We start from the raw sequence: 26603 nt of genomic DNA on the forward strand, positions 1-26603 counted from the left end.
TTCCGTTTTTACTGTTTCTCACGTCCGTTCACCAGATAGACGAAAGTGCCGTATTTCAGCTTTACCTTATTTTTTTTGATAGCTTTGCCGATGGCATTGCTCGTTTTCTGGTAGGCATTCGTAGCGGCTTGCATTCCCCATTGCGAGAGACTGTTGCCGTAACTGCCGGTATTCATGTTCAGATTCCCCGACACCGCACCGCTTGCCACATCCTTGCTCGTTTCCCGGAACTGGCTGTTCGGTACATAAAGCCCTTCCATGCCGTCCGTGTCGTAAAGGGACAGGCTGACCTTCACCAGTTCGTCCTCGATGAGAATGCTGGTGATGTTCCCCTTCACACGCCCCGACGAGAAGCCGCTCATGGTGGCATACAGATACGACCCTCGTTTGACCACGCACTCGTTGATCTCCACGTCGTCGAGCAGACGCAACCGCACACGCGAGCCGTCCACCGCCTTGATGTCCTCGTCGATAATGGCCTTTATCAGTTTCGGTTCACGGGCATTGACCGCAAGCGTATTGAAGTAATCCGAAGCCGTCTTTACCTTGCGTACCACTTCGCTGGGCGGTTCGTTCTCTGACGGGGCTTTTACCGAACGGCTCTCTTCCTCTATTTTTCCCTTGACCTCTATGGTTGCCGTCGGGGGTTGCGCCGATGCGGTACTGTCCGTATCGGTCGCCGGTAATACCTCATTGCGTCCTCTCAACCTTGCTTCGGCAAGGGCTTTCTCCAGTTCCGCGAGAGCTTCTTGCTCGCGTGTCTTGGCATCGGCAATTTGCGCTGCCGCAGCCTTTTCCTGCTGTTGCTCATCGAGCAAGGCGATGTCGTCCACCGTGTATTGCGATTCATATTCTTCCTTGTTGTCATCGGGTTCATCTCGTTCTATGTTATCCACTGCGGAGTAATCCTGTATCTTACCCCATGATTTGGCCATGTTCTCGTACTTGCTGCCTATGCCGTCACCGCCTTTAAGCCGGGCATCCGGCAAATCGGGGTTCAAAAACTCCGTTGTCTGCAGCGTCTTGTCCGGAATCTCCGCCGTTTCGGTATGAAACAGGTCGAAGATGAAGTACGATGCAACCAGAAGCGGGATATACAGGACAGCCGGAAGCATATACTTCGGCTCCCTGAAATTGATTTTATCAAATATCTTCATCATACATCTTTTAATTGAGTTGTACATACTTGCCTTCAATGCTGCAGTTTTTCAGCACTTCTGCGTTTTCCACTCCGAATGCGATCAGGATGCTGCCGCAACCGGGAGAATCGCCGCGTGTTCCGTCCGGGCGGTAAAACCGGATGCGGTGGCGCAGGAATTTCATGCCCGTCGCTTTCTCGAAAATGACGTCCTGAAACATTTTGGAATCGCAACGGTTGAACAACAGCGCGATGCCGTTGCCGTGTTCCGCCAGCTTTCGGACAAACTGTTCGATAAGGGGACGCGAGTACGGAGGATTGAGCCATACACGCCCTTCCCATTTCAGGGACAATCCGTCCATGTTCCGGTCATACATGACTTCGGCGGTCGGCCACAACGGACGGATAGGGGCGCAAGGGTCAAGGTCGAACCTGCCTAACGCTTTCAACACCTCCTTCGGGGTGTACCATTCGTCCGACGAGCGGACTGATTTTTCAAATCGTGTATTCATAAGCACTCCTTTATTGCGGTTCATATTTCTTGTTCTCGTTCCGATTTTCCCTTATTTCACCCCCTTGCAGCCTCTTGTGTCTTTCCCGTAGCACCGAATCCTGCATTTCCGTCGCCGTGCGTGTCGGCCGGCTGTTGCGGTATGCCATTGTAATGCGATAGATGTTCCAAGTGAACCCTCCGATAGCGAAACCAAAGACGATGACCAGAAAAAGTATCCGGTGTGCGTTGGCGAATCCCTGCACCTTGGCGGCAGCCTTGTCAATGCGTGTCGCTTGGGCGAACTTTCGTCCGGCGGACACCTCCCGCTCGTAACGGTCTTTGTATTTCGGATCGTTCTTGTCCGGCATCTTTTCACCGAAGAGCATCCGCCTGAATCCCTTGATATTCATAAACTCCGTTGTTTAGTAGTTGATCTTCGTTTTCTGTTCGATGTCCTTGTTCAGCAGGGTTCGCCAGTTCACGATAAGCAATCCGTGCGGGTTGTTTTCTGTTCGGGGCACACGCTTAAGTTGCCCCGCCGTGACCAGTTCCCGCATGAGGATGTTGCTCCGCCGCTCAATGCGTTGCCGTCCGTAGTAAGTGAACTCCATCTTCTCCTTGTTGAAAGCCACGCTGTCACAATAGATGGAGAACACCGAACTCGTACCCAAAATGTTGGAGTAGAAACCCTTTTCCTTGAGCGTGTTGTATTGTGCCAACCCCGTCTCATCCACCAGATACATCGCTTTTTCCATCGTATAGCGGATGTATTTGTCATCTGGCGGTAACGTGAAAAAATAATGGTGGAACATTTCCACATGGCTTTTAGCTTCCATGTCAAGCGTTTCGTCCATTGTCGTGCGGTTCACGAGGATAGGCACGTTGCCGTCCAGCACATACACCTTCTTCTGCGCATCCGAGACCATCGTCCGGGCTGTCCAGATACTTGACAAGCTGATGATGACACATCCCACGAGAAAAGCGGTACAGATGATGCCCACCAGTCTTATTTTGTTTTCCAAATTCTTGATGACCATCGGTTATTCCCTTTTACCGTTCAACATCTGTACATATTCCGTGTGCAGCATGGGTATGACCGCATCCCGAAGTTCCGTCAAAAGATTCTCGAACTCCGCCGAGAATATCTCCACGTAATAGCCCTGCATCTCCACGTGGACAAGCACCCACCAGATTCCTCTTTTGCGCTTACCTGCGTTCCGCTGCAGCAGGGCAAGACGCAGCTTGTACGTCAGGTACGTCACCAAGGGGGCGATGTACCGGTCGTCGTACTCGAAGGCTTCGTCCAGTTCTTCATACTGCGGGTCGATGCGGTGGTTTTCCGTCACCTCGCAAACCTCTTTTCTCGCTCGTTCCTGTGCAAAGGACATGAATTTCTCATCCTTGCACCAACTTTTGATTTTCTCTTGCAATTTCATGTTGTTATGATTTTTATTGGGTTTATATTATCTTTTGCGGATTATCTCATGATGCCGCCCAACCCTCCGGTTGCCGTCATCTTCGCCTGCTGTGCCACGCCCTCGCCGAAGTTTCGGGTAGAGAATGCCGTGTCGCCCTCCGGTATCATCCATGCCGCCAAGTCCGGAACAAGGTTCAGGCACTTGAGGGCTACAATCGAAGCCGCCATCAGGTAGCCTGCCGAGAAGAACGAGTTTTGCAGGTAGGCAGCCATCGTCTGCTCGCTGGCGGTTATCGCCGTCAGGTTCTCGATTTGGATGCACAATACAATGTCAAAGAGCAGCAGCACATAGAAGCCCACGAAGTAGAGCATCGCCCCGTAGAAATGCACCGTCAGATAGCGTGTCAGCCACTTCGCCCAAGCACCTTCCCATTTCGGCAGGATGCTGAACGCCCACTGTATCGGTCCGAAAATCGTCAGCATTCCCAACAGGATTTGTTGGCAGTAAATCGTTGCCCACCAACCGATTCGGAACACCACGAGAGCAATCAACATGATGATTTTGTCTATCCCCACGATGACTCCTGCCGTCAAAGACGTGAACCACAACTTCGCCGCATCCTTTTCCATGCTCGTCACTTCGTCCACGCCGGTCTGCTCCATTGTCGCCTCTATCAGGTTGGGATCGGATGTGCCCGTGTGGGCGACATCCGCCTGCGCCTGCAGGTTCGTGTACATCGTGTCACGCACATGGATGAGCTGTTGAACTTCCTCGAACCTGTCCGATATCTGTGAAGCTTCAGCTTCGTACAGGTCATGGGTGTACGACCCGATGCAATTCGGGATGTAGGACAGAAAGTCCAGAAAACACCAGTTGTTCCGGCTCCCCGCCATACCCGTGTCCGCAGGCGGATACCACCAGCAGATGATAATCGACACGGCAAGCGGCCTAAACAGCTTCATAACGTCCAACGGCTCGTGCTTTACCATCATCTTGTAGGCGATACCTGCCGCCATGACGATGGAGAACAGTGCCGCGAGTGCCATGCACATCTGCAATATCCACCAAAAAGGACCCTGCGCACCGGTAAAAGTCGCGTCCGTCAGAAACTCGTTGGTCTGAAAGATGACATCATCTATTTCCTCCTCCAACAGGTTGATGCCGAAATCCGAAAGTATATCTCCGTTTGCCATAGCCCTGTCTTTTTATTTCCCTCTGTTTACACTCTCGTTGTCATCTTCGCCGTTTCCGTTGCCGCCCGATTGCGAGCCACGCACCGCAAGGCGTGATTCCTGCCACCGGCTCATGGCATTGCGGACAATGCCGCCCTTATGCAGGGTACGGTTGTCCGTTGCGTTCAGCAGTGTGCTTGTTGCCGTTGCGTTCTGACGCTTGGCGAGGTAGCTCACTAAAATCTCGTTCTGCCGTGCCACATCCTCGTAGATGCGCAGATACTCCTTCTTTCGCTGGGCGTTTGGCATATAGGCGTCTTTCGTGGCGTTGATGGCGCACTGATAGACGTGGTAGTATTCCGTCCACCGTTCCTTGTCGGCCGGAGTACCGCCGGACAGGAGAATACGGTCGATGTTGCGCCGGAACCGGTCCATCTGTCTGCTGACCTTATCGCCCTCGGCAAGCCACGCGATGTCCGCCTGCCGGTCGGCAACGTTCAACGCCTCGACCTTCGCCCGCTTGACCAAAGCCGAATCAATGGCTTCCGCTTCGTCCACCTGGTTGTAGAGATTGATACCGGCAAGTGTGCGGAACGAGAGCTTGTTTTTGGCCGCCGCCGACTTCTTGTATTTGTTGTGCAGCACGGAATAATAGAGGTCGGGCGAGAGTGCGCCCGTACCGGTTTCCATGACCGTTACCTGATTCTGCTTCGGCGAATCATGGTTGTACGTTACATACTGTGCGTGTACGGCTGTCGTTACGGTGACCGCCACTGCCATGAGTAATAGTTTTCTGTTCATATTCTTCTCTTTTTGTCGTTAATAATCCAGTCTTCCGGCTCCGCGCCAACGCCCGAAGGCGTCATCGAGAATCTCCCGCATGGTGCGGGAGCGATATACCTTTGCTTTCCAATAGCCGATGCGCACTTGAATGTACCGCCATGTCTCGAAATAGGCCCGGTTCAGATGCCGCTCGATGTTGTCCAATGAGCGGTTGATGGCCTCCAACACCATCAGCAGGTCGGAGGTCGAGCAGGCTGCCGCTCCGGTGGCATACAGCACGAGGTCGCTCACGGACTTGTAGAGCTGTTCCCCCTCACGGGCAATCGCCCTCAGCCCCCTCGCATTGATGGAGATAATCAGGGTATCTGCGGATTCGATGCGTCCACGTTTCAAGATCTTCGCATTGAAATCCTCCAACAACGATTTATAGTCGCCGATACGGTCGCTGACCGATGTATAGGTATTCTTGACGTTCAACACCGTGCGCAACGACTGGTACATGACGTCGATGGCATCGAACGCACGGGTGTATTTGTCAAGGTCAATATTCAACTCTTTATAGTCCCCAATTTCTTTACAGCTGTACTCGTGCAACAGCTTGTTGCTGTACTCCAAGGTGCTACGAGCCAACAGCAGGCTGCGCTGCTTCTTGTGGTCGTTGATGTAGGCTTCGACGGAGACTATATCGAAAGTCCACTGCGCCTTGGCGATACCGGGCAGCAGGGCGAACAGCACGACGGCAATCTGTATGGTACGTTTCATGGCCGTACCTCCTTTCTGCTATTCCTGCTGTTGCCGCTCCGAAGCGTCCGTGCATTCTCCACCCAGCGGTCATGGCATTCCTCCACGAGTGTCAGCCTACGGCCTTCGTCCGTGTCCAGTCCGGGCTGCACATCCTTCATCACGTCAAGGATGCTCCGCTTGTAGTGCATCATCTTTTCCAGCGATACCAAGTCGGCATATATCTTGGTGATTCTGCTGTCCACCTCTCGCGCTATCTCAAGGCGGTCGCTTGACCACAGCAGATGGTACACGTCGCCTGATGGCGTTTCTTCCGTCGGTGCGCTGCGGGCGTATTCCGTCGTGATTTTACAGGACGGATGTTCACGGGCGATTTCGGCTATCCGGTCGTTTACCAGTTTAGCCTTTTCCGCATCCGAAAGTCCCGGATCAAGGGTCAGCACGTCAGCGACGTGTGTGTCCGTATATTCCGAAGTGAGTTCCCACTTGATTTGGATAATGGTACGGTGTATTTTTATGCCGAGAAAATATTTCGGCTTGCGGGCAATGGAGACCGTAGCCCTGAATGTGATGATACCGTTGATATTCGGCATGGTCGCCTTGCGTACATACGAGTAGCCGTTCCATGCTCCGCCGTCCTGCCAAGTAAGACCGTATGCCGCCTTGCAGTCCTGCATGATGGCAGGGATGCGGTAATAGTCATCCGTCGCCACGCTGTTGTCGTCTGCGGCATCCGACTTTGCTTGGGCATAGTCGGACTGTTTCTTCTTCCATTCCGCGAGTTCTCCTTTCAGACGGTCTATCCGTGTCTTGTTCGCGTTGTACTGCTGCCGGTAATTCGCCGCATCCTCAATGCTCGCCGTACTGATTTTCTTCAGCAGGACAGCGTTCTCGTTTTCCAATGCCCCGATTTGCGCTTCAATATTGGCCGCTTGGCTGTTCGCCTCGTTCAATAGCGCGTCCAGTTCCGAAAGGTCGAGGTCGTTTTCCGTCACCGAGGTCTGCATGGCGCACTCCTTGGTGTGGGCATTCAACGAGCTGCCGCACTTGCGGCACTTGTACTGTGTCGAGCCTTGTCCGAGCGTAACCCCGTCGGAACAGGTCACGCTGATGGTCACGCTCTCGCATCCCTTCAATTTGGCTGCGTCCGTTGCTTGGTAATAGTTCCGCGCACCGGAAGATATATAATAGGTGTAGCCGTCCTCGTTCTCGTTGAACTCCGCAAGCCGGACATTCAGTTGCGCCCGAAACGTGTTCAAGTCCATCGAGTAGGAATCGAAGACTTCCTCATAGACGACCTCTTCTTTGTTCCAGTTTTTGCTCACATGGATTTCGTATGCGTATGCCTTTTTGGTCTGCTTGTTTTTCTTGCTGATGATATAGGCACTCATCCAATAGTTGATGCTGTAGCTGAACCCGTCGTTCTGGTTGTTCAACTGCTGCACGCGGTTTCTTGACCAACCGGCATATCCTTCCGAGTTGGCAAGTACCTGTTCCCGTTGCGAGGCATCAGGATAGAAATTCGGGTCGCTCGTGTTGAACCGCACCCATGCGCCCCCGTTCAGGATGCTGTTGTCGTCCGTCGGAGGATAGTAGTCGCACAGCGATACGCTCCCTTGGTCACGCCGGGCAATGTACCACCGCTGCGTGTAATAGTTCCCCATCGCTTCGTCCAGGTAGTCGGTCATCCATGCCGTGAGGTTGTAGTTGCTGAAGTTGAACAGACCGGCCACGTTGTCCGGACCACCCACCATGTCAATCAGCAAGCCGCTGATGTCATGTTCCGCCTGCTCGAATAGACTCCCGTAGTGTTCATACAGGTTGCCGATTTCTTCAACCTTTCCACCCAGCAGGTCATGGAACGAGCTGCTTTGCAACAGGGCGTCACCAAGATTGGCAATGCCTGCCGTTGCAAGGCCGACCCCCGTGTTATAAAGGTTGTCGAGGTCGCTTTTCAGGTTCTCGTGGGTGAAGTTGCCCGGTATGCGGGCGAAGTTGTCCATCATCCGCTGCCAGTCGATGTTTCCCGTTTCGGAGAGTTTCAGCAAGGGGGCAATTTCCGGATTGATTTCGAGAAAGGCGATGTCCGAAAAGGTCAGCGTGCTGTTGGTCACCACGCTCTCGAACTGCATACACAGACTTTTGGTATCATCGCAGACTTTCATCAGGTAACTGCCCCAATAGATAGCCGTTTGCGGCGAATGGAGCATCTGCTTCGCCACCACCCATATCTTGGGCATGATTTTCTCCGCCACCATCCGGTAGATGCGCCGGTAGTAGTAGTTTTCCGTACGGCTGTTCCAGATGCCGAGGTCGCTCAGGGCTTTATGCTCCAAGAACTTGGCCGCGAATATCCCGGCGGTAGCGACCTCCGCTGCCGTGTAGTGCTTGAGGACGTCATCGACCTGCTCCCGGTAGTACCCTTCGGCGACCGCTTCCGTACCGAAGGCAGCCACCATCGCCGCAACGGTACGGGTGTCGTAGTTCACGCTGTAATACTGGGCGTGAACCGTCTGGCAGAGTGTGACCGAGGCGATGGTCAGGATAAGGAGTAGTCGTTTCATGGCTGCAATGTTTATTTGGATTCATGCACGGGACGGAGGTTGAGCACACGCCCCGTCTCGTTTACTTTTTGTGCAAAAGGCAGGGCCTTCCCGATACCGCTGGCATCCCAGTCCCGGCAATATGCCTCGATAGCTTCCTGATGGCTGCACCGAAGTTCCTTCTTGTAAAGCTTCAGTGCCTCCTTTTCCGCCCGTTCGGTCGTGTAGGTCATGTAGCACTCGTGCGGCTCTTCCACGCCGTACACGCCGCTGGTCGTCCCCCGACGGATAAACACTTCGCGGAAGAAGCTGCGCCCATCCTTGTTCTCCAAGCGGTTGATGGTAAATATCTTCTTGCAATCCACCTCGGTCAGACCAAGAATCTTTCGGATTTCGTCAAAGCGTTCCTTGAACTTGCTCTGGTCAAGCAGCATCACCACGTCCGAGTTGTTGATGATGGCCTCCTTCACGATTTCGCTGCCGATGATGTCCTGTATCTCCTGCGTCACCACGCCGACAGAAGCCCAAAACTTACGGGCGGTCTTGTACATGAACTTGATGTATTCCGCCATGAGCGGGCTGGCAATGGCCTTCCACGCCTCTTCGATGACAAGGACTTTACGGGTCTTCTTGATGCGCATTTTCTGCAGGAACACGTCCATGATAATCAGTGTGACAATGGGAAACAGTTTCTTGTTTTCCTTGATTGCATCCACTTCAAAGACGATGAATGTCTCGTCAAACAGTGCCGAATCCACATTCTCATTGAGAATCTTCTCATATGCGCCTCCCTTGTAGAACGGCTGCAGCATGGTCGAATAGGTCGAGTAGCTGATTGTCGTGATGTCATTTTCGGTGCAGATCTGCTCCAGACGGTCGAATGAGTAGTCAAAGAATGAGTTGAAGTTCAGTTCCGACACTTTGAGAGCCGCCCGCCGTGCCTCAAGCACCTCTATCTGTTTGCGCACCATCTCATCCACCTCTCTGGGTGGTTTGTTTGGGTTCTTTCGGCTGGCCGCCGCAAACAGGTTTTTCAGCAGTACCTCCCGTTGCTCGTCGGTGTATCTTGTAAATCCGTTGAAATAGGCATCATAGTAGTCTATGATTATCTGCTCGACAATGCGGAACTCGATTTCGGGAATCTGGCTGTCCGACCCTTTCCAAATCATCAGGATAAGGTTCTTGAGGAAGTCTATCTTCTCGATATTGTATTCCTCCCGGTTGATGCGAAACGGATTCATCGTAATAGGCCGTTCCTCGGTATAGGAGATATACTTGCCGCCCAGATACTCGCACAGTCCCTCGTATGAGTTCCCCGTATCGACCATCACCACATCCGTTCCCTGCTCATGGAGCTGGCGCACGACCGAGTTCATATGAAAACTCTTGCCGCTGCCCGAAGGCCCCAAACAGAAAAAATTGGAATTATCAGTCAGTTTATTCTTTCCCTCTTTTCCCGTGATGTCGATAGCCACCGGCACGCCCTGACGGTCGGTGTAGTAAATCTTCAGCGGCGTTTCCTCGCTGTGCAGCACACGCTCCTTGTACATCAGGCACATCGCCGCATCGGAAAGGGTCAGGAAACGGTCGTATTCCTCATTGAGCGTGTAGCAGTTGCCCGGAAACGAACCGACGAACAGTTCCAGTTGGTTGTATGCCCGCTTGCTGATATGGATACCCATACGCCCGAAAGCGTTTTCCAAGTGGTTCGTACACTTTTGCAGGTCTGCACCGGCAGACACGGCCACCACCATGTTGAAGTGTGTATATACCAGTTGCTTGCTCTCACGGGCGATGACTTCCTGCACACGCTTGATGTCCTCGACCGCCATCTGGTTGTTCGGATTGGGAATGCTCGCGTGGCGGTTCTTCTTTTTGTCGAGCAGCGACAGCTCACGCTTCTGGTTGGGCAGGAAGATGATTTGGTTATAGACCACCGTCTCGGCGTTCGGGATGCTGTCCACCACCGACACCAAATCGACGGGCATTTCCGTGTTGTTGACCTCGATATTCGTGTACGGACGTATCTGTGAGGGCAGTGCGGCACAGTCCACGTCCACAAGGCTGTACACCTTGCAGCGTTTGTCGCCCATCGACACGGTTTCATCGTCCGCCTTGAAGTTCGTCATCGACACGGTGCGGTCTTTGAAGTTCATGGCGAAGTAACGATCGACGTACTCGCTCGCTTCGGCTTTGTTCAGGAATCTGGCCTGTACGCCGCCGTCACGTAACTGGTCGTGTACTTTACGGATTTTCACAAGGAAGTCGCGCCACTTTTTGCTATCGAACGAGAACAGACGGCTTTTCTTCGCCTCTTGCGTGATGGTCAGGTAGCAAAGGCTGTCCGTGTAAGGACGTCCCTTGAAATAACGAAAATAGGATGAAGACAGGAACTCCTGACCGTCAGTCGGTTCGCTCGCAAACTGTTTCCTGACGAAGATGTCCTGCTTGTGGATGGCGTACCCTTCGCCCAACGTCTGCGCAAGGGCGGTGAACAAGTGTGTGAAGTCGTAGTAACTGTCAATGTCCGCCGAATATTTCTGTACCGGATTCTCTATCTTAAGTACGGCGGAATATTCGCCGGTCTTGGTGTACAGCACACCCACACCGTCCGTTTCCTCCGCCGAGAAATAGATGTCCTGAAAGATTCGCTTGCGCTTGCCGCCCGTACCGAACGCATAGACCGACAAGGCCATACCCGCGCACAAAGCGACAAAACATAAAATGATGTATAGGGTCATTTCGATATACGTGTAATTAAATAGGGGCAGGTTCGCCTTGCTTCAAGACAAACCCGCCCGCGTTCAACAATCAATAAAGCCATGCACATTGCCGTGATGGTTTTTCTTTCGTCAGATCTTGCGCGAGTGGGCATACACATACACACCCGGAACGACCTTCTTGCTATGCAGTCCTTTCCGCTGTTTGAGGAGGATGAGCACGATACCGGCCGATACGACGGCTGCCAGCACGACAAGCCCGGCAATGAAACCGAGCAGGCAGTAGGCGGCGACAAAGCCGACAATGGCTCCGCACGTCGTCACCGCCGCCCAATATATATACCGGCCTTGGATGCCCAAAAACTCAAGAGGCCGTTGCAGTCCCTTGAACAGCGGGTAGTCCGGATAGCGTTCGTCCTTGCCTTTCATACTTATCCTTGATGTTTAAGCGGCAATACCGAAGAACAGAGGCAACGCCTTGGCCGCCGCAATGAGGAAGATACAGGCTCCCACGACCATCATGATCTTCTTCTTGACGTCCTGCTCCTCGTTGTTCATGGCGATATATACCGAGATTGCACCCACGATGGCCACAACGCCGGCAATGGCGTAGCACAATTTCACCATAATAGGCACATACTTGGCAATCTCCTCCGCGACAGTGGATAATGCGCTCGTACCGGCGGAATAGTCGCCTGCGGAGTTCTGCGCTTTCGCCACCATGCCGGACAGCAGCATGAAGGAGAACATCATTACTTTGGTAGGGATTCCGTTGACGAATCCGAATGCCTTGCGGCACAGTTGTTTGGTTTTCTGAAACATACGTTTACTTTTTTAGTGAATACTTTATTTGTCTGCGACCTGATACAAGTAAGGTTATATGCGGTAGCCGAAGAAAACCGGGAAAACATAGAATGCCCCGATCAGGAACAGGCACGCACCTACAAGCGTCATTATCGACTTGGTGATGCCGTCCTCGCCCGTGTTCATCTTGATGTATATCTGACAGACGGACACGATGACGTAAACTCCGGCGATAGCGCAACAGATATACTGGACATAGAGCATCATCGTCACCACGAAGTCGTGCATCGTGGCCAACGCATCCGCTCCCCAGCTATAGTTCACGCTGCCGCTTTTGGCAAAAGTCGTGTAGGGGAACGGGAGGCACAGCGCACATAGAATCTTTTTAGCTTTCGACATCTCACAACCGGTCTTGAATTGGGTTCCACTTTATTTCCGGTCGGTTGTCTAACCGTCCCTTGGAAATCATAGCCTTGTACATCTCCTCCGACGTGCGTGCGTCCGACAGGTAAGGCGTGGTCTCTTCCATCTGTTCCTCCGCCTCGGCCTTCAGCCGTTCCAGTTTCTCCTGCGCCGTTCCCGGTTTGTCCTTGACATCCTCAAGGGATGTTTCGGAAGAGGTAGCCGTACTTTCCGTCTCGTAGTTCTCGCTACCGATACTGAAGCCGGTCTCGCTTTCCGTGACAGCCACACTCTCTTCCTCTTCCGGTGCGCCGAGGTCGAAAACTTCCTCGTTCGGTTTGTCCGTCCCCTTTTTCCCGTAGATGTCATGCGCTATGATGACGGCGTAGTAAATGATGTAGGCAACCGTCAGGACGATGGCAAAAATGAAATATGAGTTCATGTATTTAGTATGAATATTAAAATTTGTATTAGTATGATTTTGCAAAGAAACGCACGAAATATAAAACCATAAAATAATTGAGCATTAAACATCTATTTCGTTAATGAGATTTATGTAATTTCCAAAAATCGAACTATTAAATCGTACTATATTGCAGTCTCTATGGAGGGAAATGGAGAAATCGGGGCATAAAAAAAGCTCTCGTGGTGGAGAGCTTTAGGTGGCAAAGGAGAACACTGAATATCAGCGTTTCTTTCCGCGCAGGTAATCGTTCAGGTCTTTGTATTCCGCATAGTGGCAGGATTCATCGCTGACACGTCCATCATACATCCCGGCAATGGTCTCTGTGGTTCTCTGCCCGGCAAGGTCATTGTCGAGATAACAGTGGATGACCGAATATTCCTGTAAACGTGCCAGCGTCTTTTTCAAGTTGTTTACCGAGTTCATCACGAGGTAGTCGCATGGCATGGCAAGACAGACCGTTCGGTCGCCTGCCAGTTTCAGTGTCATATAGGAAAGGAAATCCATGAAGCCCTCGAAAACACAGACATTTTCCTGTGTCTCTTCTGTCAGATGTCTTATCAATGAGATGTCCTTGTTGTTCAGGCATCCCTTGTAATAGGCGTTGCGCACCTCGTAACCACCGGAGGTATTGCCGAATGCGAGAGCGAAATAATGACGGCCTCGCAGTTCATAATGCACCTCCTTGCAATACATACGGCCGATGTCCGCGTCGATAAGCCGGGATTGGAGGTAAGAGAACAGGGCGTGATGGCGGAGTGGAATCACGATCACGTCTTTCATTTCAGCCTCCACCGGTCGGGGTGGAGCGGTCGGCATACGGGTTCTCGGTAGTGATGCGCCATTCACAAGCCTCTCGATATACGCCAGTGCCTCGCTCACGCAGTCCGTCCGGCAAATGTATTTTGCCAGTTCCACCAGGTCGCCGCCGGTCGCCTCGCCGAAATCGTACCATTCATTGATTCGGTCATTCACCTTGAACGACGGGGTACGCTCGTTCCGTAACGGTGAGAAGTACCAGTATTGTTCCGATTTTATATGCTGTGCATGGTGGCCGAGCTGTGCCAGAAAATCCACGATGCGTACTTGTTTTGCTTCTGCTATGGTCATCTATTTTTCTTTCACTTGATTTCAAAAAAAGGTTTAGTTTAGTTTTTCCCCTATATATATAAATACTAAAGTATACTAAATGATATAAGCCCGCGCACGACTTCATTCTTCATCAAAAAGCATGGCCTCGGTAGGCGTCATGTCGTAATAGAACAACTTGTCCCGTTTGATGATGAGCTTGAGGTTGTCTATCAGGTATTGCATCAGTTTTATCATGACACTCCGGCCGCGTTTGAACCCGATTGCCTCGTAGGAGACCATCAGGCTCTGCAGCAGGTTGTCGAATCCCCGGATGGGCTTTTCCCCGAATGCGGCAGAGAGAGCTTCGCGGTGCTGTTCGATGCTCAGTTCCGTAAACCCCGTTCTTGCCTTGGGCTTCGGGGGCTCGCCAAACGAGTGTACTTCCGCAATGACGGGCAGTCCTGTTTCATTGATGGTAAATGCAAACGGCTTGAACTCTTTTTCCCGGATATGGAGCGCATGGACTTCGCTGATGCCGGGATTCTCGTTACTCTTGCTGATGACCAGCACGGTCTCCGCCTTGTTGCTCATCTCCGTTCCGATATGTCCGCGCACGTTGTTGTCCCCTTTGTTCAAATGAAGCACACAGTGGATGTGCAGGTCGTATCTCGAAGACCATTCCATCATCCGGTTGATGACTTCCACCGATTCACCGGCATTATTGATGTCGAGCATCAGGTCGCGAATGCCGTCGATGATGACCAGTCCGTAGCCTTTCTGTTGGCGCAGCGCATAGTCGATGACCTCGATACGCACCGACGGCGAATATTCACGCAGGCAGAAAAAATCGAGATTCTCCGGATCGGTCGTCGTGGGCAACCCGGCCAGCCGCAATATACGCTCCAATACCGAGCGGCAATGGAAACGGCTCTGTTCCGTATCGACGTACAGAATACGCTGTTTGCCTTCGGGCAGATGTGCACGGTAGTTCAATACTTGTTTCCCCGCCAATGATGCGGCGACAAGCGCAGAGACGTTGAACGTCTTTTTCGATTTCGCCTTGCCAGTCGATGCACTGAAATTGCCGAGCGTGGCAATCGTTGAGTTATCTATCCAGATGATTTGCGGAGGGGTCTCATAAATGTCCGTCGCCTTGATTTGCGAGGCATGGAGGATGTCCGACAGGCGGTGTTCATCCATCCCCATGCTGGTTGTGCGGTCAATCCTTCTTTCGTTTTCCATAGCGTCTCTTGTTAAGGAACGGTTCTGTGGCGGCGGCTTCCGTCACCCTGCGCACTGCCTCGTTCATGGTAGGTTCATAATTCTGCAACAGCCATTCGTCCAATTCCTCCTTGGCGAAATAAACCATTTTACCGCGCGGTTTGTAGTGCGGTATCTCCTTGCTCGATGTGAGCTTGTACAGCATACTTTCAGAAACCCCGATATACATGCAGGCTTCCTGAAATGTGAAAACTCTCTTGGTCGTGAAGATGGTATTTTCCAGCAGCGTAATACGCTCCAAGAGACTTTCGACCGGTTCCAATTTCTTCAGTACCGATTCGATGGCGGCGAGCCGTCCGCTCATCCGCTCCATGAATGTCATTCTATTCGGCATAATAACACAGTTTGATTTTTGACAATGGAGATGAAACCTCCGTTATGCAGCGCGCTAACGGAGGTCAAAGGTATGTCCTGTAAACGAAGATGCCGTGATTTGGGGAATGATACTATGCACGTGTCATTGTAACTCTCATGCTTTTACCTTTCACATACTTCGCTTCTTGTCACTTTCTGTCATTCTTTCAGCCGATCAATGACCTTTCGGATGCTGTATGCGACCGATGTCATGTTGTTCTTGATGGATGACAGCGCGGAAGACAGGGTTGACACCGAAACGGAGCGTGTCCCGTCCTTGGACTGCAGGAATGCGCCCTTGCCGAGAACATTCTGCCACCGAGATTGGATGAACGAGTTTTCAAGAAGCGCATCGAACAGGATTACCACACGGCGGATATTGTTCACGCGGATGGAAAAGCCCTTCTTGCAGGCGAAGAGAGCCTCCATGTCTTCAATGCGTACAGAAACACAGAACAGATGATAAGTATTGGCGCAAGCCACTATACTTTTCATCTGTTCCGGGGTAAAATTACAACCAAAAGAAAGAGAGAGAGCCGCAGGTCGGTTGATACGGGGCGGACCAAGCGGAGACAACGATTCCGAGGTGTCATACATCCGTTTCAACTTCATGCACTCATTAAACGTGAAATCCGGTGCGGCAAAGCAGGGCTGGACGGAACTGGCGCACTCGGTCAGCAGCCCCTTGACAATGTGGATGTTCATTTCGTGGCAGTTCCGGCAGGCCGCATGGTCACAGTCTATGTACCGGTGTCCGTTTACGAAATCGTCCACATAGCGGTGGTACTGTTTACCACCCAACACAACATCGTGGAGATAAACTGTTTTTGCTTCGGTAAGCAGGGCGAAAAGTTCATTCGCCACATCCTTGTCCGCAGCGAAGTGCTGCAGGTGTTGGCTCCCTCCAAAAAGAGAGAAGGCCGTCTTCAGGTCTTTTCATGTCGATTTACCTTTTTGAGTTTATAATATGTGATGGAAGCATTAACTTCGGTTGCATTTACAACCGGAGAAATGCCGTAAATATATGTTTGTAAATTAGACATGGACCACAGAATGCCTTCAATTAGTGAAACAAACCGTTTACAAGATTCACAGCCTCGTCCTTTTTCTTATTGATAATCTTGGCATACACCTGTGTCATTTTCACATCGGCATGGCCGAGCAGCTTCGAGACAGTATATAAGTCCGCTCCGAGCGTCAGCATCATGGTGGCAAACGTATGGCGACTGGTGTGGTAGGAGAACCGCTTGGAGATTCCGGCTGCTTTCGCCCAAGGTTTGAGCTGCATTCTGATTGTATTGGCGGACGGCAGGTCGAACACATTATCTTCTGATGATTTGCCCCCACGTTCCGGCATCCACTTCAACGCTTCAGGAGAGAGGGGCAGGTAAATAGGCTCTTTGGTCTTTTTCATGGACACGGCCAAACGGTACTGTCCCCTGTCAACGAACACGTCATTCCATTTCAGCTTGATTATATCGCTGATGCGTAATCCGCAAAAGCAGGAGAACAGATATGCGCATTTTACAATCTCGTATTCCTCGTGGGGCATAGGAGTGTCAATCAACGCCTGTACCTCTTCGATGGTCATGTACGACCGCATACTCTCCGGCTTGCGGATTTTCTCCGACTTCTCAAGTTCGTTGAAAGGGTTGGCCTTCATCTTTTTCTTCCTGACGGCAGAGTTCAACGCACCGTTCAACGCACGGTAATAATTGTGAAGCGTGTAGTTCGATATGTCCTTGCCTTTCGGATGATATTCCGTCAGCAGATAAGTGATGTAGCCACGACAAAAGTCCCCGTCAATCTGATCCAGTGTGACCATTTCTCCGGCATAGTCTTTCAGTATGCGCATGGCAATCTTGATTTGACTGCCATCTTTCTTACCGGCACTCTCTTGAGCCTCCATATAAACCTGCATCCAATCCAGCAGGAAAGTCTTGTCCTTACGGAATACAATCCCGGCCTCATTACTGGTCAGTTCGATAATACGCTTCGACTTGATGGCATTGGCGGCGTCCATTGTCGTCTGATTCTGCCTGCGGGAGTTGCTATCCGTTTCCGGGATAATATACATCTTGAGGTATTCATATGTCCGCTTTCCGTCGCGGTATATATCCAGATACAGGCTCTTGCTGCCATTGCTCAGCGACTTCATCCGAAGACGAATTGGCTCTTTGACTTTTGTATGATTCTTAACTCGTGCCATAGGGATTCCTTTCTCATTTTTTCTACTGCAAATATACGAATAAGTATCGAATTTGAGAAACAAATGAGAAACAAAATTGCACCAAACAAGAGCCAATCTACTGAAAGTACTGAAAACAACCGAAAATAAAAATAAGATTATAAAACTTTGATTTACAGGATATTTGTTATCAATTTATTGGATGTTGTTTTCATTCTATACATATAATGCGTAAATCTGGTAAATTTCACTTATCCGCAGGACAAACAGTTTTCGCCTATGCTTTTGCGTGGGCTTAACTTGTTTGCGGATAGGTTTACCAGAACCTCGGTGCTACGGGTTATGTCCCACGCTTTTTGGTCTTGGTACATTGAATGCTTGACGGGACTCAAGCCAAATACGGAGATATTATGAACGACATGAATCTGATGGATGAACTTTTGAAAATTCCTGCTGATGCAACTGCCGCCACCGTACAAGGCATAGAAATGCTTCTTATCGATGAAAACAAGGCGGGGGCTTTATTGGAGTCGGATCCTAATGACAACACCATCCACGAATGCCTTTTAAGCAACGGCCGTTTCCTGTTCCAATCGGACAATGCCAACCTCGTTGCCCTGTATAAAGTAACAGGATCATCTGAATAACGCTCCTGTTGCATATAATCACCTTATTTGTCTGATTTCATCCTTCCTGCAAAGGCTTTTGACGGCTTGAATGCCGGGATATTGTGGGCAGGCACTATCACCGTGGTATTCCTGCTTATGTTGCGTGCTGTCTTTTCCGCACGGTGCTTGATGATGAAACTGCCGAAGCCGCGAAGATAAACCTCCTCGCCGTTTATCATGGAAGACTTTACGCTATCCATGAATCCTTCGACAACTTGTAACACGACCTGCTTCTCCAGACCGGTCTGCGTTGCTATTTCCCTGACGATATCCGCTTTTGTCATATTAACTCTTGATTAAATACTGTCAATCCGTTCACAAAGATACATCATTTCCTGAAATATCCTCCTTTTACAAACACATATAATAAACATTAGCCGGCGTCCGTCTCTACTCTTTCGATACAAATAGTATCGAAGTATGAAGCTGACACTCAACCGCAAATTCAAAGGTCAGACCTATACCATAGGTGACCTGTCCATCGACGGCAAATTTTTCTGTAATACCATCGAAGATGCCGTGAGGGAACTTCCGGCAACCTGTCCGGATACTCCTCGCGGCCGTTCCTGTACCTGCAAGGAAAAGGTCTATGCCAAGACTGCCATTCCTGCCGGGACTTATAAAGTCACTCTTCAGTACAGTCCCAGGTACAAGAAGAAAATGCCATATCTGCATGATGTGCCGCATTTCCTCGGCATCCTGATCCATTCCGGCAATACCGAAGTCGATTCCGCCGGCTGTATCATCGTGGGAAAGAATACGGTCAAGGGAAAAGTTTTGGAATCCCGTACTACATTCCAAAAACTGTATGCTATACTCGAGTCCGAAAGGGACATAACCATTCAGATTGTATAAATCTAATGGCGGTCAACAGGCTCAAACCACCCAGAAACCTGCGCATCGAGTTCAAACCGTCCCCACGGCAGTATGAACTCTGGAAACTGTTGCAACCGAACTATTGTCCCCATTGTGGCGGGGAGATCGAGCAAATCCTTATCGGCTATGACCAGCAAGGCAACCCTCAGTACAGGCCCCAATGCAGGCATTGCAAGTCGCAGAACCTGCCGCAGCTGATACTGGGAGGCGGAGCGGCCGGCGGCGGAAAATCGTATATCGGCAGCGTTTGGCTGGTGTCTTCATGTATCCGGTTCGAGAATATCCGTGCGGTGGTGGCCCGTAAGACACTCAAGTCGTTGAAGGAATCGACATGGAATACCATCAAGTCGATTCTGAAGGATTGGGGACTGAAAGAGGATACAAACTACAAGATAAACAACCTCGAAGGCACGCTCACATTCTGGAATGACTCGGTCATCATCATGAAGGAGATGGCGGATATCCCCAGCGACCCCAACTTCGAGCGTTTCGGCTCTTCGGAATACACCATCGCCATGGTGGACGAGGTGTCGGAAATCTCGGAACGGGCCGTCGAAGTGCTGTTCTCCCGTCTCCGCTGGAGAACCCATGAGACATTCAAGACTCCGAGAATGCTGCTCACCACCAATCCGACGATTAACTGGGTGCGTTCCCGCTTCGTGCAGGACGAAAACGGAGACAAGGTCATCTGCCGCGAGGGTGAAGCGTATATACCTTTTTCCGTGTTTGACAACCCGAATATCGCTTTCCGTCAGGTGTACGAGGCGGCCCTGAACAAGATCCGGGATCAGGCGACAAAGGAACGCCTGCTCTATGGCAACTGGGATTTCGTGGAAGCCAACGATATGGCGATTTATAACAGTTTCGACGGCTCCCGGCATCTCGTTACCGGACTGAAAGAAAAAGCATACGATCCGACCAAGCCGCTCATCACGGTGTGGGACTTCAATGTTGCCCCCCAAATGTCGGTGCTCTCCGCACAAATAGACTATGAAAACAGGAAGGTCTATATACTGGAAGAGATACTCGGCAAGCCGGAGGAAAAGGAGAACAACACACCTGCGTTGGCACGGAAAGTACGCTTAAAACTTTACCGGGACAAGCATATCGGCGGAGTGGATGTGACCGGTGACCCTTCCGGGTTACAACGCTCCACCACCAACGAGGACGGCATCAACAACTATACCATCATCACGGACACTTTCGGCAGAGGAATCCTGCGACCGAAGGTAAAGCTATTACGCAAGCAGCCTCCGCAGGCTACACGGTGCGAGTTCGTCAACGAGGTATTCGGGGGCTATGAAGGCTGGGAGATACAAATCGATATCAAATGTCGCAAACTTACCCAGGATCTGATTTACCAGCTTCGTAACGAGGACGGTACCAAGAGCAAACAGAAGACCACCGACCCGAAAACCGGTGTCAAATATGAACGGTACGGGCACTTGTCCGACTGCCTTGACTACCTGCTCTGTTACTACCTGCGTGACAGCTGGTACAAGTTCAAGAGCGGAGGCGACGGGAACGGGTATGTGGTATCCACATCGGTAATTCAGGAAGGATTTTCATACTAATAACGGAACAAGGATATGTACAGACGGTTTCTCAATAATGACGACTATCTTGGGATAATTACTCCGGAAGCCCTGGCACAACTCACGCGGGGCAATGATGCACGATTCATCCAGGCGGAAGAATCGACGGAGATGAGTATCGTGGAATATTTGTCGGAGAACTACGAGATTGAAAAGGAACTTGCAAAAGGAAAATATATCGCCGAATACGACCGTCGGATTACCTATCCCGTGGGTGTGCATGTCTATTTCGAGGGACAAATCCATGAGGTGATACGCTCCGTCAGCGGCTATCGCAAGCCGGCAACGGTTGTCTATTGGGAAGAGAGTTCTGATATCCGTGTCGATGCGGGACAAGTTGTAAATTATTCCCAGTTCAACACCTATTATCCGGGAGATAAAGTGAATTATAACGGCATTGTTTATACTTGTCTTAATGAAAACGGGTACAAGTTCGATGATGTCCGTATCCCGTTGGTCGGCGGTTGGATCGAGGCGGAAGCCTCGTTATGGCAGCCTGTCGAGTATCCTCTGTGGGCAGTCGTCGAGTATGAAGGAGCATTCTATACTTTGATGACGCTTGAAGGTTTCGATTACAATCTTGACCCGATGGTTTCCGACTGCTGGGGAGCCATAGCCGATTACGATTCATCATACAATGCCTATGAGTTGTCGGAACACGAATATGTCGTTTATGACGGACGGGTATTTTACCCGGAAACGGATGTGAACGCGGACACACCGCAAGTCGGGCAGAACCTCTCGTTGCATGACCCCCGCAACTACAATCTCAAGAAGCACATGGTCCGGCTGGCCATCTACGAACTCACGAAACTCATTGCTCCGAATAATGTCAGTGTTGTCCGCATGCGCGATTACGAGGATAGCATGAAATGGCTCAATGATGCCGCCAAACTACGGCTTAATCCGCAGATTCCCCGCAAAGTCGATGACTCGAAGAAACCTGTCACCGACTGGCAACTGGCTACTTTCCAGACGGATTATGATCCGTATAAGAATCCGTGGATGGTGTAAATAGAAAAAGTATTAGGTATCAGAGAAATAATTGTTACATTTTTTCAACTGACTAAATAACAGAAGAATGTCGATGCCTTATACCTTACGAGCAACTAATCAAATCTAGCATCTCGTTACTTATCTAAATTTTTTAATTAGTAATATCTGGTAAATGCCGGAATTCCGGAATGAGGGATAGAAAAGTGAAAGAACTCTTTCGTACAAAAAAACAGATTTTCGGGCATTGAAAGAATAATTGATAATCAGTTATTTGTGCTGTTTTTTGACCAAAAACTTGTTTTTTGGACAGAGCAAAAATTGTCTTCTCAATTAAAAGATGGGAAACTCGCAGTCTTTATATAGCGAGTATTTCTTCCTACACCCTCTTTCTGTATAATCCCCATCTCTTCCATTTTTGAGATAAACACTCGAACCTGTCTGTCAGAACCTTGATATTATCTGATTACAGAATCAGCAGTCTATCAACTTTTCTATCCATTCATTGAAGTGACTGCACCGGGCACGAAGTTCATCCATGCCGACACTTTTGGTAACATCTTTGCCGGTAGCCGGCTTATTGTAGTTGTAATGCTGTTTTTTGTCTCCTTCTATCGCCTTGATAATACGTTTGCTCGGAGCCGTTTCCGGACTATTGTTTATCAGCTCGGGGTTGCTGGTTTTCTCCAGGTCTTTTTTCAGCTGTTCGCAGCGTTTCTCACAACCGGGGTAACGCTTTGCCAGATAGTCAATACCGCAAAAGAGCAGAGCTTCAAATTCATGCAGCTGAATATAGGGAATGAAACGACTATCGTTGATTGCTTCAGCAAACGCCGTTTCCAATGCTGCGACACGGGCGTAAGGCTCACCGATTGCTTTGGCTGCTTCATAACCGGGAAAATCATCCGGCAATGCGTAGAGGTCGAACATCGTTGTGAAAACATGACGTTCGTATTCGCCGTCCATCTTCATTTTCCGCAACAGTTCTAGGTCTGTCACCGCCTGAGCATAGCTCAGCATTCCACCACGGGCATTCTTTTTCTTGTTAGTGGTAATCAGGATGCTTTTTACACCTGCCACACCTTGCGCTTGCAGGTAGGGACGCAACACTTCCTCCACAAATCCCTGTTCCGTCTGTCCCTCACAAAGGACATGAATAATCTTCGCTTTCATACGGGACGTCCTCCTATGATGTTTTTGTCCCAAAGTTCGCTCACCGTATAGTTCTGAAGCCAAAGATGATATTCTTTGGCGTCAAGGTGAGTGACAGAGGTTGCCTGCGTTTCCTTGTTCATTTCCACCACAGAGATATCGCCGATGTCGAAATGATCGACCAAATCCTTGCTCTGCGTGGCAATAATGACCTGTGCGTGTATGGACGCATCCTTAATCATTTCTGCCAGCTGGCTGATGGCATAGGGATGCAAGCCAAGTTCCGGTTCATCCAAAATGATGACGTTGGGCATTGTCTGGGCAGGCTGCAGAAGCAAGGCGGCCAGGGCAATGAAACGGATAGATCCGTCGGAGAACTGGTAGGCATTGAAACGATAGTCCGTGGCAGAATTATCTATCCACCGGAGAGAAATGATACCACCCACGGGCTCCAGATAGAAGTCCTGGAACTGGGGAACTACGTCACGGACATAGTCAACAATCCGGTTGTAGGCATCCTTGTAGTTCTCCCGCAGGAACAGCAGGAAAGAAGGCAGATTGTTTCCGTGCGACTGGAGGTAATTGGCCGTCTCGACGGGACAAGCCTGACGTAGCGGCCCCTCTGTCGATGAATCGTGAAACTGATATACCTTGCAGTAAGAAAGCATCTGGAAAATAGTTTTGGCAACCGGATCCTCACACTCTGCGAGAGCGGACTCCTTGAAATTCGGTTCCAGTGCTATCTCATAGGGCTTTTTCTCCCCCTTGCGATGCCATGTAATCCGCTCTTCCGTGATAATCAGCCTGTCGGGAGTGGCATTGGCCAATGAAAAGCCATAAACATCCATGGAATTGCTGTCGGCAAACTTCAGTTCTCCGGACATGACCGGTGTCCGTTTAATGCCGTAATGCAGCAAGGCATGAGACGTGCCCGATATTTCCACATATCTCCCGAATGACTTGCTCATCATGTAGCTCAGCATCCGGAAAAAACTGATGATATTGCTCTTGCCTGCACCGTTGGCACCCAACAAGATGCTGACATCACCCAGCTTCAAGGTCACAGGTCTGTCATAGGCTATGGATTTATATCCTCTGATCGTGACTTCTTGTAATTTAGTCCTTTGGTATGTCTTTGCCATTATCGTCATATTATTGATTGAATTACAAAAATAACCATAAATCCCAATACGAACGAAGGAATGCTCAAAAAACTATAGAGTTAATTTGTCCGGAGTCTGAAGGCATAAATAAGAAATCTGTTTTTCTTTTTAGCTAGGTCGGATTTTCAGTTCTGCTATGTGTTTCTTCTTCTCCAAGCCCTTTGTGGTAAATCCTTCACATCGAAATGGGAAAAAGACGTGCAGAACAAGCGGAACACTCGGTAAATGCCGGGATTCCTGAATGAGGGATAAAAAGTGAAACGCCTGCCAATGATAACAAAACCAGCAGGCGTCATTTATTATATTTTGTCATTTTACGAATGTGACATCTCCTTCCACAACTTCCCAGTCGTCGATTTCAGCTCCTATTCCCGGTGTGCGAAGCCCGTCCGTACCGAGTATAAGCGAGATTTGACATTCCTGTCCCGCTTTGAAATTCGGAATGGACAGGTAATCATAGACCATTTCATTCAAGTGAACTTGGATGAAAGGCTCTACCGGGCTGTAGTCTAACGGCAAGGTGGCAATGTAATGTCCGTCGCCGGTATGGTCTTCCGCAGCCACAGACAAGAAGTTACCGTTGCCGTCCATACAATTGAGCCAAATGTCTGCCTCTGTTATGCTGCCGATGTCTTTGTCCGCCTGCAATACGACATTCACCTTCGGTACTAACATATTTCTTCTGGTGAATGTGTCAAGAAAATACAAAAGTTACAACCGAACATTAAGTGTTTGCGTTATACGCATACACGCTTTTCCGTCACCGTAAGGATTAATGGCTTTACTCATTTGCTCATAAGCAGATGCATCATCCAATAAAATCGATACCTCGGAGACAATTTTGTTATAATCGGTTCCTACCAATTTTACCGTTCCTGCATCCAACGCCTCCGGACGTTCGGTGGTGTCACGCATCACCAGTACCGGTTTGCCTAACCCCGGAGCCTCTTCCTGAATACCACCGCTGTCGGTAAGGACAAGGGTCACTTTTTCCATCAGGAACACGAAACTCAGATATTCCAATGGTTCGATAAAGAACATATTTCCCAAACTATTCAAATTCTCCCCGAATACTTCATGGATAGGTTTGCGGACATTGGGGTTCAAGTGCATCGGATAGACAAAGTCCACATATGGATATTTTGCCGTCAGATCCTTAATGGCTGTGCACATGCTGATGAATCCGTCTCCGAAATTTTCACGTCGGTGTCCGGTTATCAAAACGAGTTTCTTGCCATCAGCAAGCCGTGAGGTATCGTAACCCGCTTTTTCCAGCACCCCGGCAAGTTCTTGTTGTAGAGCTCCGTCAGTCTTTATTTTATCAACAACGATATGAAGGGCATCGATGACCGTATTCCCTGTTACGGTTATCTTGTCCTCCTGCACACCTTCCGTCAACAGATTTTTCTTGCTTAAAGCGGTCGGAGAAAAGTGATAGGTGGCAATGCGCCCTGTTATTTGTCTGTTCATCTCCTCCGGCCAAGGGCTGTATATGTTGTGGGTACGCAGGCCCGCTTCTACATGACCTACAGGGATCTGCTGATAGAAAGCTGCGAGTGCGGCGGCAGTAGAAGTGGTTGTGTCACCGTGCACCAATACCACATCAGGTTTCGCCTTGTTCAACACATCACGCATCCCGGTCAGCACACGGGCGGTTACATCATACAGATCTTGCCCCTGCTTCATGATGTTCAAGTCATAATTCGGCTTGATATCGAATATCTGCAACACCTGATCGAGCATTTCACGATGCTGCCCCGTCACGCAGACGATTGTTTCAAAGTCTGCTGATTTTTTTTGGAACTCCTTCACCAACGGAGCCATCTTAATGGCCTCCGGACGAGTCCCGAAGACCAGCATTACCTTCTTCATTGTTCTATAATTTTTTAGTTATCAGCCACCAGGCATACTTTATCAAGTGAATTTGCCGTTTTATTCTTTTCGGTTCTTTGAGCAACCGATAGGCAAATTCAAGATTGTGGTTCACCCACCATTTAGGAGCCCTTTCCACATGGCCAGTATATACATCGAAGCTGCCGCCTAATCCTTGAAAGATGGCTTTGTGTCTATGCTGTATTTCTTCCATCAGTAATTCCTGTTTAGGAGACCCCATAGCCACAAATACCACATCAGGTCTTTTTTCGGTTATGTCTTTTATAAGTCTTTCCCGTTCCTCGTTTGCCTTGATATATCCATCCCGATAACCGATAATGTGAATCCCTGCATATTCTTTACGCAGTTTAGACACAGTTTCTTCTATGATTTGAGGTTTACCACCTATCAAATAAAAAGTCTTTTCTCTATAAAATTGAGCTACAATTTTGAGCCACAACTTACAACCGGGAATTTTACACGCATTTTCAAAACCTTTTTGTTTGAGAGCCATTTGTGCGCCGGCTCCATCGCAATACCCTATGTTCCGATTGATAATTCCTCGTGTCTGATCTGTAGCATGTAAAATTTTCTCAGCATTTATGGCTACTAATATGCCCTTATTATCGTTTACAAAAGACAACAAAGACTGTTCGGAATCGAACGGATATATTTCGACTCCGTTTAAAGAAACTTTATTCATTTATGTTGGA

29 protein-coding genes are annotated in these 26603 nt (G+C 49.8%); 4 read left to right on the forward strand and 25 right to left on the reverse strand.

Annotated elements, in window-relative coordinates:
* Positions 1–8 precede the first annotated feature (8 nt).
* From traM to BQ5591_RS04590, 19 genes are all read right to left on the reverse strand, one after another.
* On the reverse strand, positions 9–1160 hold the full coding sequence (traM, locus tag BQ5591_RS04500; protein ID WP_005680011.1) for a conjugative transposon protein TraM: 1152 nt from the start codon (positions 1158–1160) through the stop codon (positions 9–11).
* Between the two features lie 7 nt (positions 1161–1167).
* Entirely contained in the window at positions 1168–1650 is a 483-nt protein-coding gene (locus BQ5591_RS04505; protein ID WP_004320479.1) for a DNA N-6-adenine-methyltransferase, read from the reverse strand.
* Positions 1651–1660: 10 nt separating this feature from the next.
* Entirely contained in the window at positions 1661–2041 is a 381-nt protein-coding gene (locus BQ5591_RS04510) for a hypothetical protein (RefSeq protein WP_004301338.1), read from the reverse strand.
* A 12-nt stretch (positions 2042–2053) separates the two neighbouring features.
* Positions 2054–2668 carry a conjugative transposon protein TraK gene (gene traK / locus BQ5591_RS04515; RefSeq protein WP_004320476.1) on the reverse strand — a complete coding sequence of 205 codons (615 nt, stop codon included), beginning with the start codon at positions 2666–2668 and terminating at the stop codon, positions 2054–2056.
* A 3-nt stretch (positions 2669–2671) separates the two neighbouring features.
* A complete protein-coding gene (locus BQ5591_RS04520) occupies positions 2672–3067 on the reverse strand; it encodes a hypothetical protein (RefSeq protein WP_004320474.1) in 396 nt (131 codons plus the stop codon).
* Positions 3068–3108: 41 nt separating this feature from the next.
* A complete protein-coding gene (locus BQ5591_RS04525; RefSeq protein ID WP_008645383.1) occupies positions 3109–4242 on the reverse strand; it encodes a membrane protein in 1134 nt (377 codons plus the stop codon).
* 12 nt (positions 4243–4254) lie between these two features.
* Complete coding sequence (locus BQ5591_RS04530; protein ID WP_004320453.1) at positions 4255–5022, reverse strand: DUF5045 domain-containing protein; 768 nt, start codon at positions 5020–5022, stop codon at positions 4255–4257.
* An 18-nt stretch (positions 5023–5040) separates the two neighbouring features.
* Positions 5041–5766 carry a hypothetical protein gene (locus BQ5591_RS04535; protein WP_004320452.1) on the reverse strand — a complete coding sequence of 242 codons (726 nt, stop codon included), beginning with the start codon at positions 5764–5766 and terminating at the stop codon, positions 5041–5043.
* Positions 5763–8309, reverse strand: a complete 2547-nt coding sequence (locus tag BQ5591_RS04540; RefSeq protein WP_004320450.1) for a GumC domain-containing protein — start codon at positions 8307–8309, stop codon at positions 5763–5765. The genes BQ5591_RS04535 and BQ5591_RS04540 overlap by 4 nt, the downstream gene beginning before the upstream one ends.
* 11 nt (positions 8310–8320) lie before the next feature.
* The gene (locus BQ5591_RS04545; RefSeq protein ID WP_004320448.1) at positions 8321–11029 is read right to left on the reverse strand and encodes a TraG/VirB4 family ATPase; all 2709 of its coding nucleotides are present in this window, start codon (positions 11027–11029) and stop codon (positions 8321–8323) included.
* Between the two features lie 111 nt (positions 11030–11140).
* A complete protein-coding gene (locus tag BQ5591_RS04550; protein WP_004320446.1) occupies positions 11141–11437 on the reverse strand; it encodes a DUF4133 domain-containing protein in 297 nt (98 codons plus the stop codon).
* 15 nt (positions 11438–11452) lie between these two features.
* Positions 11453–11830, reverse strand: coding sequence for a DUF4134 domain-containing protein (locus tag BQ5591_RS04555; protein ID WP_004320444.1), 378 nt, complete (start codon positions 11828–11830; stop codon positions 11453–11455).
* Positions 11831–11884: 54 nt separating this feature from the next.
* A complete protein-coding gene (locus BQ5591_RS04560) occupies positions 11885–12211 on the reverse strand; it encodes a DUF4134 domain-containing protein (RefSeq protein ID WP_005679963.1) in 327 nt (108 codons plus the stop codon).
* A 1-nt stretch (position 12212) separates the two neighbouring features.
* Complete coding sequence (locus BQ5591_RS04565; protein ID WP_004320438.1) at positions 12213–12656, reverse strand: hypothetical protein; 444 nt, start codon at positions 12654–12656, stop codon at positions 12213–12215.
* 243 nt (positions 12657–12899) lie between these two features.
* On the reverse strand, positions 12900–13787 hold the full coding sequence (locus tag BQ5591_RS04570; protein WP_004320436.1) for a toprim domain-containing protein: 888 nt from the start codon (positions 13785–13787) through the stop codon (positions 12900–12902).
* 102 nt (positions 13788–13889) lie between these two features.
* Complete coding sequence (locus BQ5591_RS04575) at positions 13890–14990, reverse strand: AAA family ATPase (RefSeq protein ID WP_007487638.1); 1101 nt, start codon at positions 14988–14990, stop codon at positions 13890–13892.
* Complete coding sequence (locus BQ5591_RS04580; protein ID WP_008645392.1) at positions 14968–15342, reverse strand: helix-turn-helix domain-containing protein; 375 nt, start codon at positions 15340–15342, stop codon at positions 14968–14970. Before BQ5591_RS04580 ends, BQ5591_RS04575 begins: the two co-directional genes overlap by 23 nt.
* Positions 15343–15542: 200 nt before the next feature.
* Positions 15543–16247 (reverse strand): hypothetical protein, encoded by a 705-nt coding sequence (locus tag BQ5591_RS04585; RefSeq protein WP_005679961.1) that lies wholly within the window; start codon positions 16245–16247, stop codon positions 15543–15545.
* Positions 16248–16446: 199 nt separating this feature from the next.
* On the reverse strand, positions 16447–17592 hold the full coding sequence (locus BQ5591_RS04590; protein WP_004320429.1) for a site-specific integrase: 1146 nt from the start codon (positions 17590–17592) through the stop codon (positions 16447–16449).
* 389 nt (positions 17593–17981) lie between these two features.
* On the opposite strand from BQ5591_RS04590, the gene BQ5591_RS04595 reads away from it, so the two are divergent.
* The gene (locus tag BQ5591_RS04595) at positions 17982–18218 is read left to right on the forward strand and encodes a hypothetical protein (RefSeq protein ID WP_004293510.1); all 237 of its coding nucleotides are present in this window, start codon (positions 17982–17984) and stop codon (positions 18216–18218) included.
* A gap of 23 nt (positions 18219–18241) precedes the next feature.
* Here BQ5591_RS04595 and BQ5591_RS04600 read toward each other — a convergent pair whose 3' ends face one another.
* On the reverse strand, positions 18242–18523 hold the full coding sequence (locus BQ5591_RS04600) for an HU family DNA-binding protein (protein ID WP_004293511.1): 282 nt from the start codon (positions 18521–18523) through the stop codon (positions 18242–18244).
* A gap of 136 nt (positions 18524–18659) precedes the next feature.
* On the opposite strand from BQ5591_RS04600, the gene BQ5591_RS04605 reads away from it, so the two are divergent.
* The 3 genes from BQ5591_RS04605 to BQ5591_RS04615 are packed head-to-tail and all read left to right on the forward strand — an operon-like array spanning position 18660 to position 21724.
* Positions 18660–19094, forward strand: coding sequence for a DUF5675 family protein (locus BQ5591_RS04605; RefSeq protein ID WP_004293512.1), 435 nt, complete (start codon positions 18660–18662; stop codon positions 19092–19094).
* Positions 19095–19099: 5 nt separating this feature from the next.
* Positions 19100–20689, forward strand: a complete 1590-nt coding sequence (locus BQ5591_RS04610; RefSeq protein ID WP_004303996.1) for a phage terminase large subunit — start codon at positions 19100–19102, stop codon at positions 20687–20689.
* A 15-nt stretch (positions 20690–20704) separates the two neighbouring features.
* Positions 20705–21724 (forward strand): hypothetical protein, encoded by a 1020-nt coding sequence (locus BQ5591_RS04615; RefSeq protein ID WP_004293514.1) that lies wholly within the window; start codon positions 20705–20707, stop codon positions 21722–21724.
* A gap of 453 nt (positions 21725–22177) precedes the next feature.
* Here the strand turns inward: BQ5591_RS04615 and BQ5591_RS04620 are convergent, their stop codons facing one another.
* The 5 genes from BQ5591_RS04620 to BQ5591_RS04640 all read right to left on the reverse strand — a co-directional run bounded on the left by BQ5591_RS04620 (position 22178) and on the right by BQ5591_RS04640 (position 26593).
* Positions 22178–22876 carry a DUF4276 family protein gene (locus BQ5591_RS04620; protein ID WP_004293516.1) on the reverse strand — a complete coding sequence of 233 codons (699 nt, stop codon included), beginning with the start codon at positions 22874–22876 and terminating at the stop codon, positions 22178–22180.
* Positions 22873–23997, reverse strand: coding sequence for an AAA family ATPase (locus BQ5591_RS04625; protein ID WP_004293517.1), 1125 nt, complete (start codon positions 23995–23997; stop codon positions 22873–22875). Before BQ5591_RS04625 ends, BQ5591_RS04620 begins: the two co-directional genes overlap by 4 nt.
* 330 nt (positions 23998–24327) lie before the next feature.
* Entirely contained in the window at positions 24328–24693 is a 366-nt protein-coding gene (locus BQ5591_RS04630; protein WP_004293518.1) for a hypothetical protein, read from the reverse strand.
* A gap of 36 nt (positions 24694–24729) precedes the next feature.
* The gene (gene wecB, locus BQ5591_RS04635; RefSeq protein ID WP_004293519.1) at positions 24730–25890 is read right to left on the reverse strand and encodes a non-hydrolyzing UDP-N-acetylglucosamine 2-epimerase; all 1161 of its coding nucleotides are present in this window, start codon (positions 25888–25890) and stop codon (positions 24730–24732) included.
* Between the two features lie 4 nt (positions 25891–25894).
* Positions 25895–26593 carry a WecB/TagA/CpsF family glycosyltransferase gene (locus tag BQ5591_RS04640; RefSeq protein WP_071148617.1) on the reverse strand — a complete coding sequence of 233 codons (699 nt, stop codon included), beginning with the start codon at positions 26591–26593 and terminating at the stop codon, positions 25895–25897.
* Between the last annotated feature and the right edge of the window lie 10 nt (positions 26594–26603).

The sequence above is a fragment of the Bacteroides ndongoniae genome (assembly GCF_900108345.1).
Classification (GTDB): Bacteria; Bacteroidota; Bacteroidia; order Bacteroidales; family Bacteroidaceae; genus Bacteroides; species Bacteroides ndongoniae.

Bases quoted from the DNA above. Each gene is read 5' to 3' on its own strand.
- traM (WP_005680011.1), bottom strand. From the start codon at position 1,160: ATGATGAAGATATTTGATAAAATCAATTTCAGGGAGCCGAAGTATATG.
- BQ5591_RS04505 (WP_004320479.1), bottom strand. From the start codon at position 1,650: ATGAATACACGATTTGAAAAATCAGTCCGCTCGTCGGACGAATGGTAC.
- BQ5591_RS04510 (WP_004301338.1), bottom strand. From the start codon at position 2,041: ATGAATATCAAGGGATTCAGGCGGATGCTCTTCGGTGAAAAGATGCCG.
- traK (WP_004320476.1), bottom strand. From the start codon at position 2,668: ATGGTCATCAAGAATTTGGAAAACAAAATAAGACTGGTGGGCATCATC.
- BQ5591_RS04520 (WP_004320474.1), bottom strand. From the start codon at position 3,067: ATGAAATTGCAAGAGAAAATCAAAAGTTGGTGCAAGGATGAGAAATTC.
- BQ5591_RS04525 (WP_008645383.1), bottom strand. From the start codon at position 4,242: ATGGCAAACGGAGATATACTTTCGGATTTCGGCATCAACCTGTTGGAG.
- BQ5591_RS04530 (WP_004320453.1), bottom strand. From the start codon at position 5,022: ATGAACAGAAAACTATTACTCATGGCAGTGGCGGTCACCGTAACGACA.
- BQ5591_RS04535 (WP_004320452.1), bottom strand. From the start codon at position 5,766: ATGAAACGTACCATACAGATTGCCGTCGTGCTGTTCGCCCTGCTGCCC.
- BQ5591_RS04540 (WP_004320450.1), bottom strand. From the start codon at position 8,309: ATGAAACGACTACTCCTTATCCTGACCATCGCCTCGGTCACACTCTGC.
- BQ5591_RS04545 (WP_004320448.1), bottom strand. From the start codon at position 11,029: ATGACCCTATACATCATTTTATGTTTTGTCGCTTTGTGCGCGGGTATG.
- BQ5591_RS04550 (WP_004320446.1), bottom strand. From the start codon at position 11,437: ATGAAAGGCAAGGACGAACGCTATCCGGACTACCCGCTGTTCAAGGGA.
- BQ5591_RS04555 (WP_004320444.1), bottom strand. From the start codon at position 11,830: ATGTTTCAGAAAACCAAACAACTGTGCCGCAAGGCATTCGGATTCGTC.
- BQ5591_RS04560 (WP_005679963.1), bottom strand. From the start codon at position 12,211: ATGTCGAAAGCTAAAAAGATTCTATGTGCGCTGTGCCTCCCGTTCCCC.
- BQ5591_RS04565 (WP_004320438.1), bottom strand. From the start codon at position 12,656: ATGAACTCATATTTCATTTTTGCCATCGTCCTGACGGTTGCCTACATC.
- BQ5591_RS04570 (WP_004320436.1), bottom strand. From the start codon at position 13,787: ATGACCATAGCAGAAGCAAAACAAGTACGCATCGTGGATTTTCTGGCA.
- BQ5591_RS04575 (WP_007487638.1), bottom strand. From the start codon at position 14,990: ATGGAAAACGAAAGAAGGATTGACCGCACAACCAGCATGGGGATGGAT.
- BQ5591_RS04580 (WP_008645392.1), bottom strand. From the start codon at position 15,342: ATGGAGCGGATGAGCGGACGGCTCGCCGCCATCGAATCGGTACTGAAG.
- BQ5591_RS04590 (WP_004320429.1), bottom strand. From the start codon at position 17,592: ATGGCACGAGTTAAGAATCATACAAAAGTCAAAGAGCCAATTCGTCTT.
- BQ5591_RS04595 (WP_004293510.1), top strand. From the start codon at position 17,982: ATGAACGACATGAATCTGATGGATGAACTTTTGAAAATTCCTGCTGAT.
- BQ5591_RS04600 (WP_004293511.1), bottom strand. From the start codon at position 18,523: ATGACAAAAGCGGATATCGTCAGGGAAATAGCAACGCAGACCGGTCTG.
- BQ5591_RS04605 (WP_004293512.1), top strand. From the start codon at position 18,660: ATGAAGCTGACACTCAACCGCAAATTCAAAGGTCAGACCTATACCATA.
- BQ5591_RS04610 (WP_004303996.1), top strand. From the start codon at position 19,100: ATGGCGGTCAACAGGCTCAAACCACCCAGAAACCTGCGCATCGAGTTC.
- BQ5591_RS04615 (WP_004293514.1), top strand. From the start codon at position 20,705: ATGTACAGACGGTTTCTCAATAATGACGACTATCTTGGGATAATTACT.
- BQ5591_RS04620 (WP_004293516.1), bottom strand. From the start codon at position 22,876: ATGAAAGCGAAGATTATTCATGTCCTTTGTGAGGGACAGACGGAACAG.
- BQ5591_RS04625 (WP_004293517.1), bottom strand. From the start codon at position 23,997: ATGGCAAAGACATACCAAAGGACTAAATTACAAGAAGTCACGATCAGA.
- BQ5591_RS04630 (WP_004293518.1), bottom strand. From the start codon at position 24,693: ATGTTAGTACCGAAGGTGAATGTCGTATTGCAGGCGGACAAAGACATC.
- wecB (WP_004293519.1), bottom strand. From the start codon at position 25,890: ATGAAGAAGGTAATGCTGGTCTTCGGGACTCGTCCGGAGGCCATTAAG.
- BQ5591_RS04640 (WP_071148617.1), bottom strand. From the start codon at position 26,593: ATGAATAAAGTTTCTTTAAACGGAGTCGAAATATATCCGTTCGATTCC.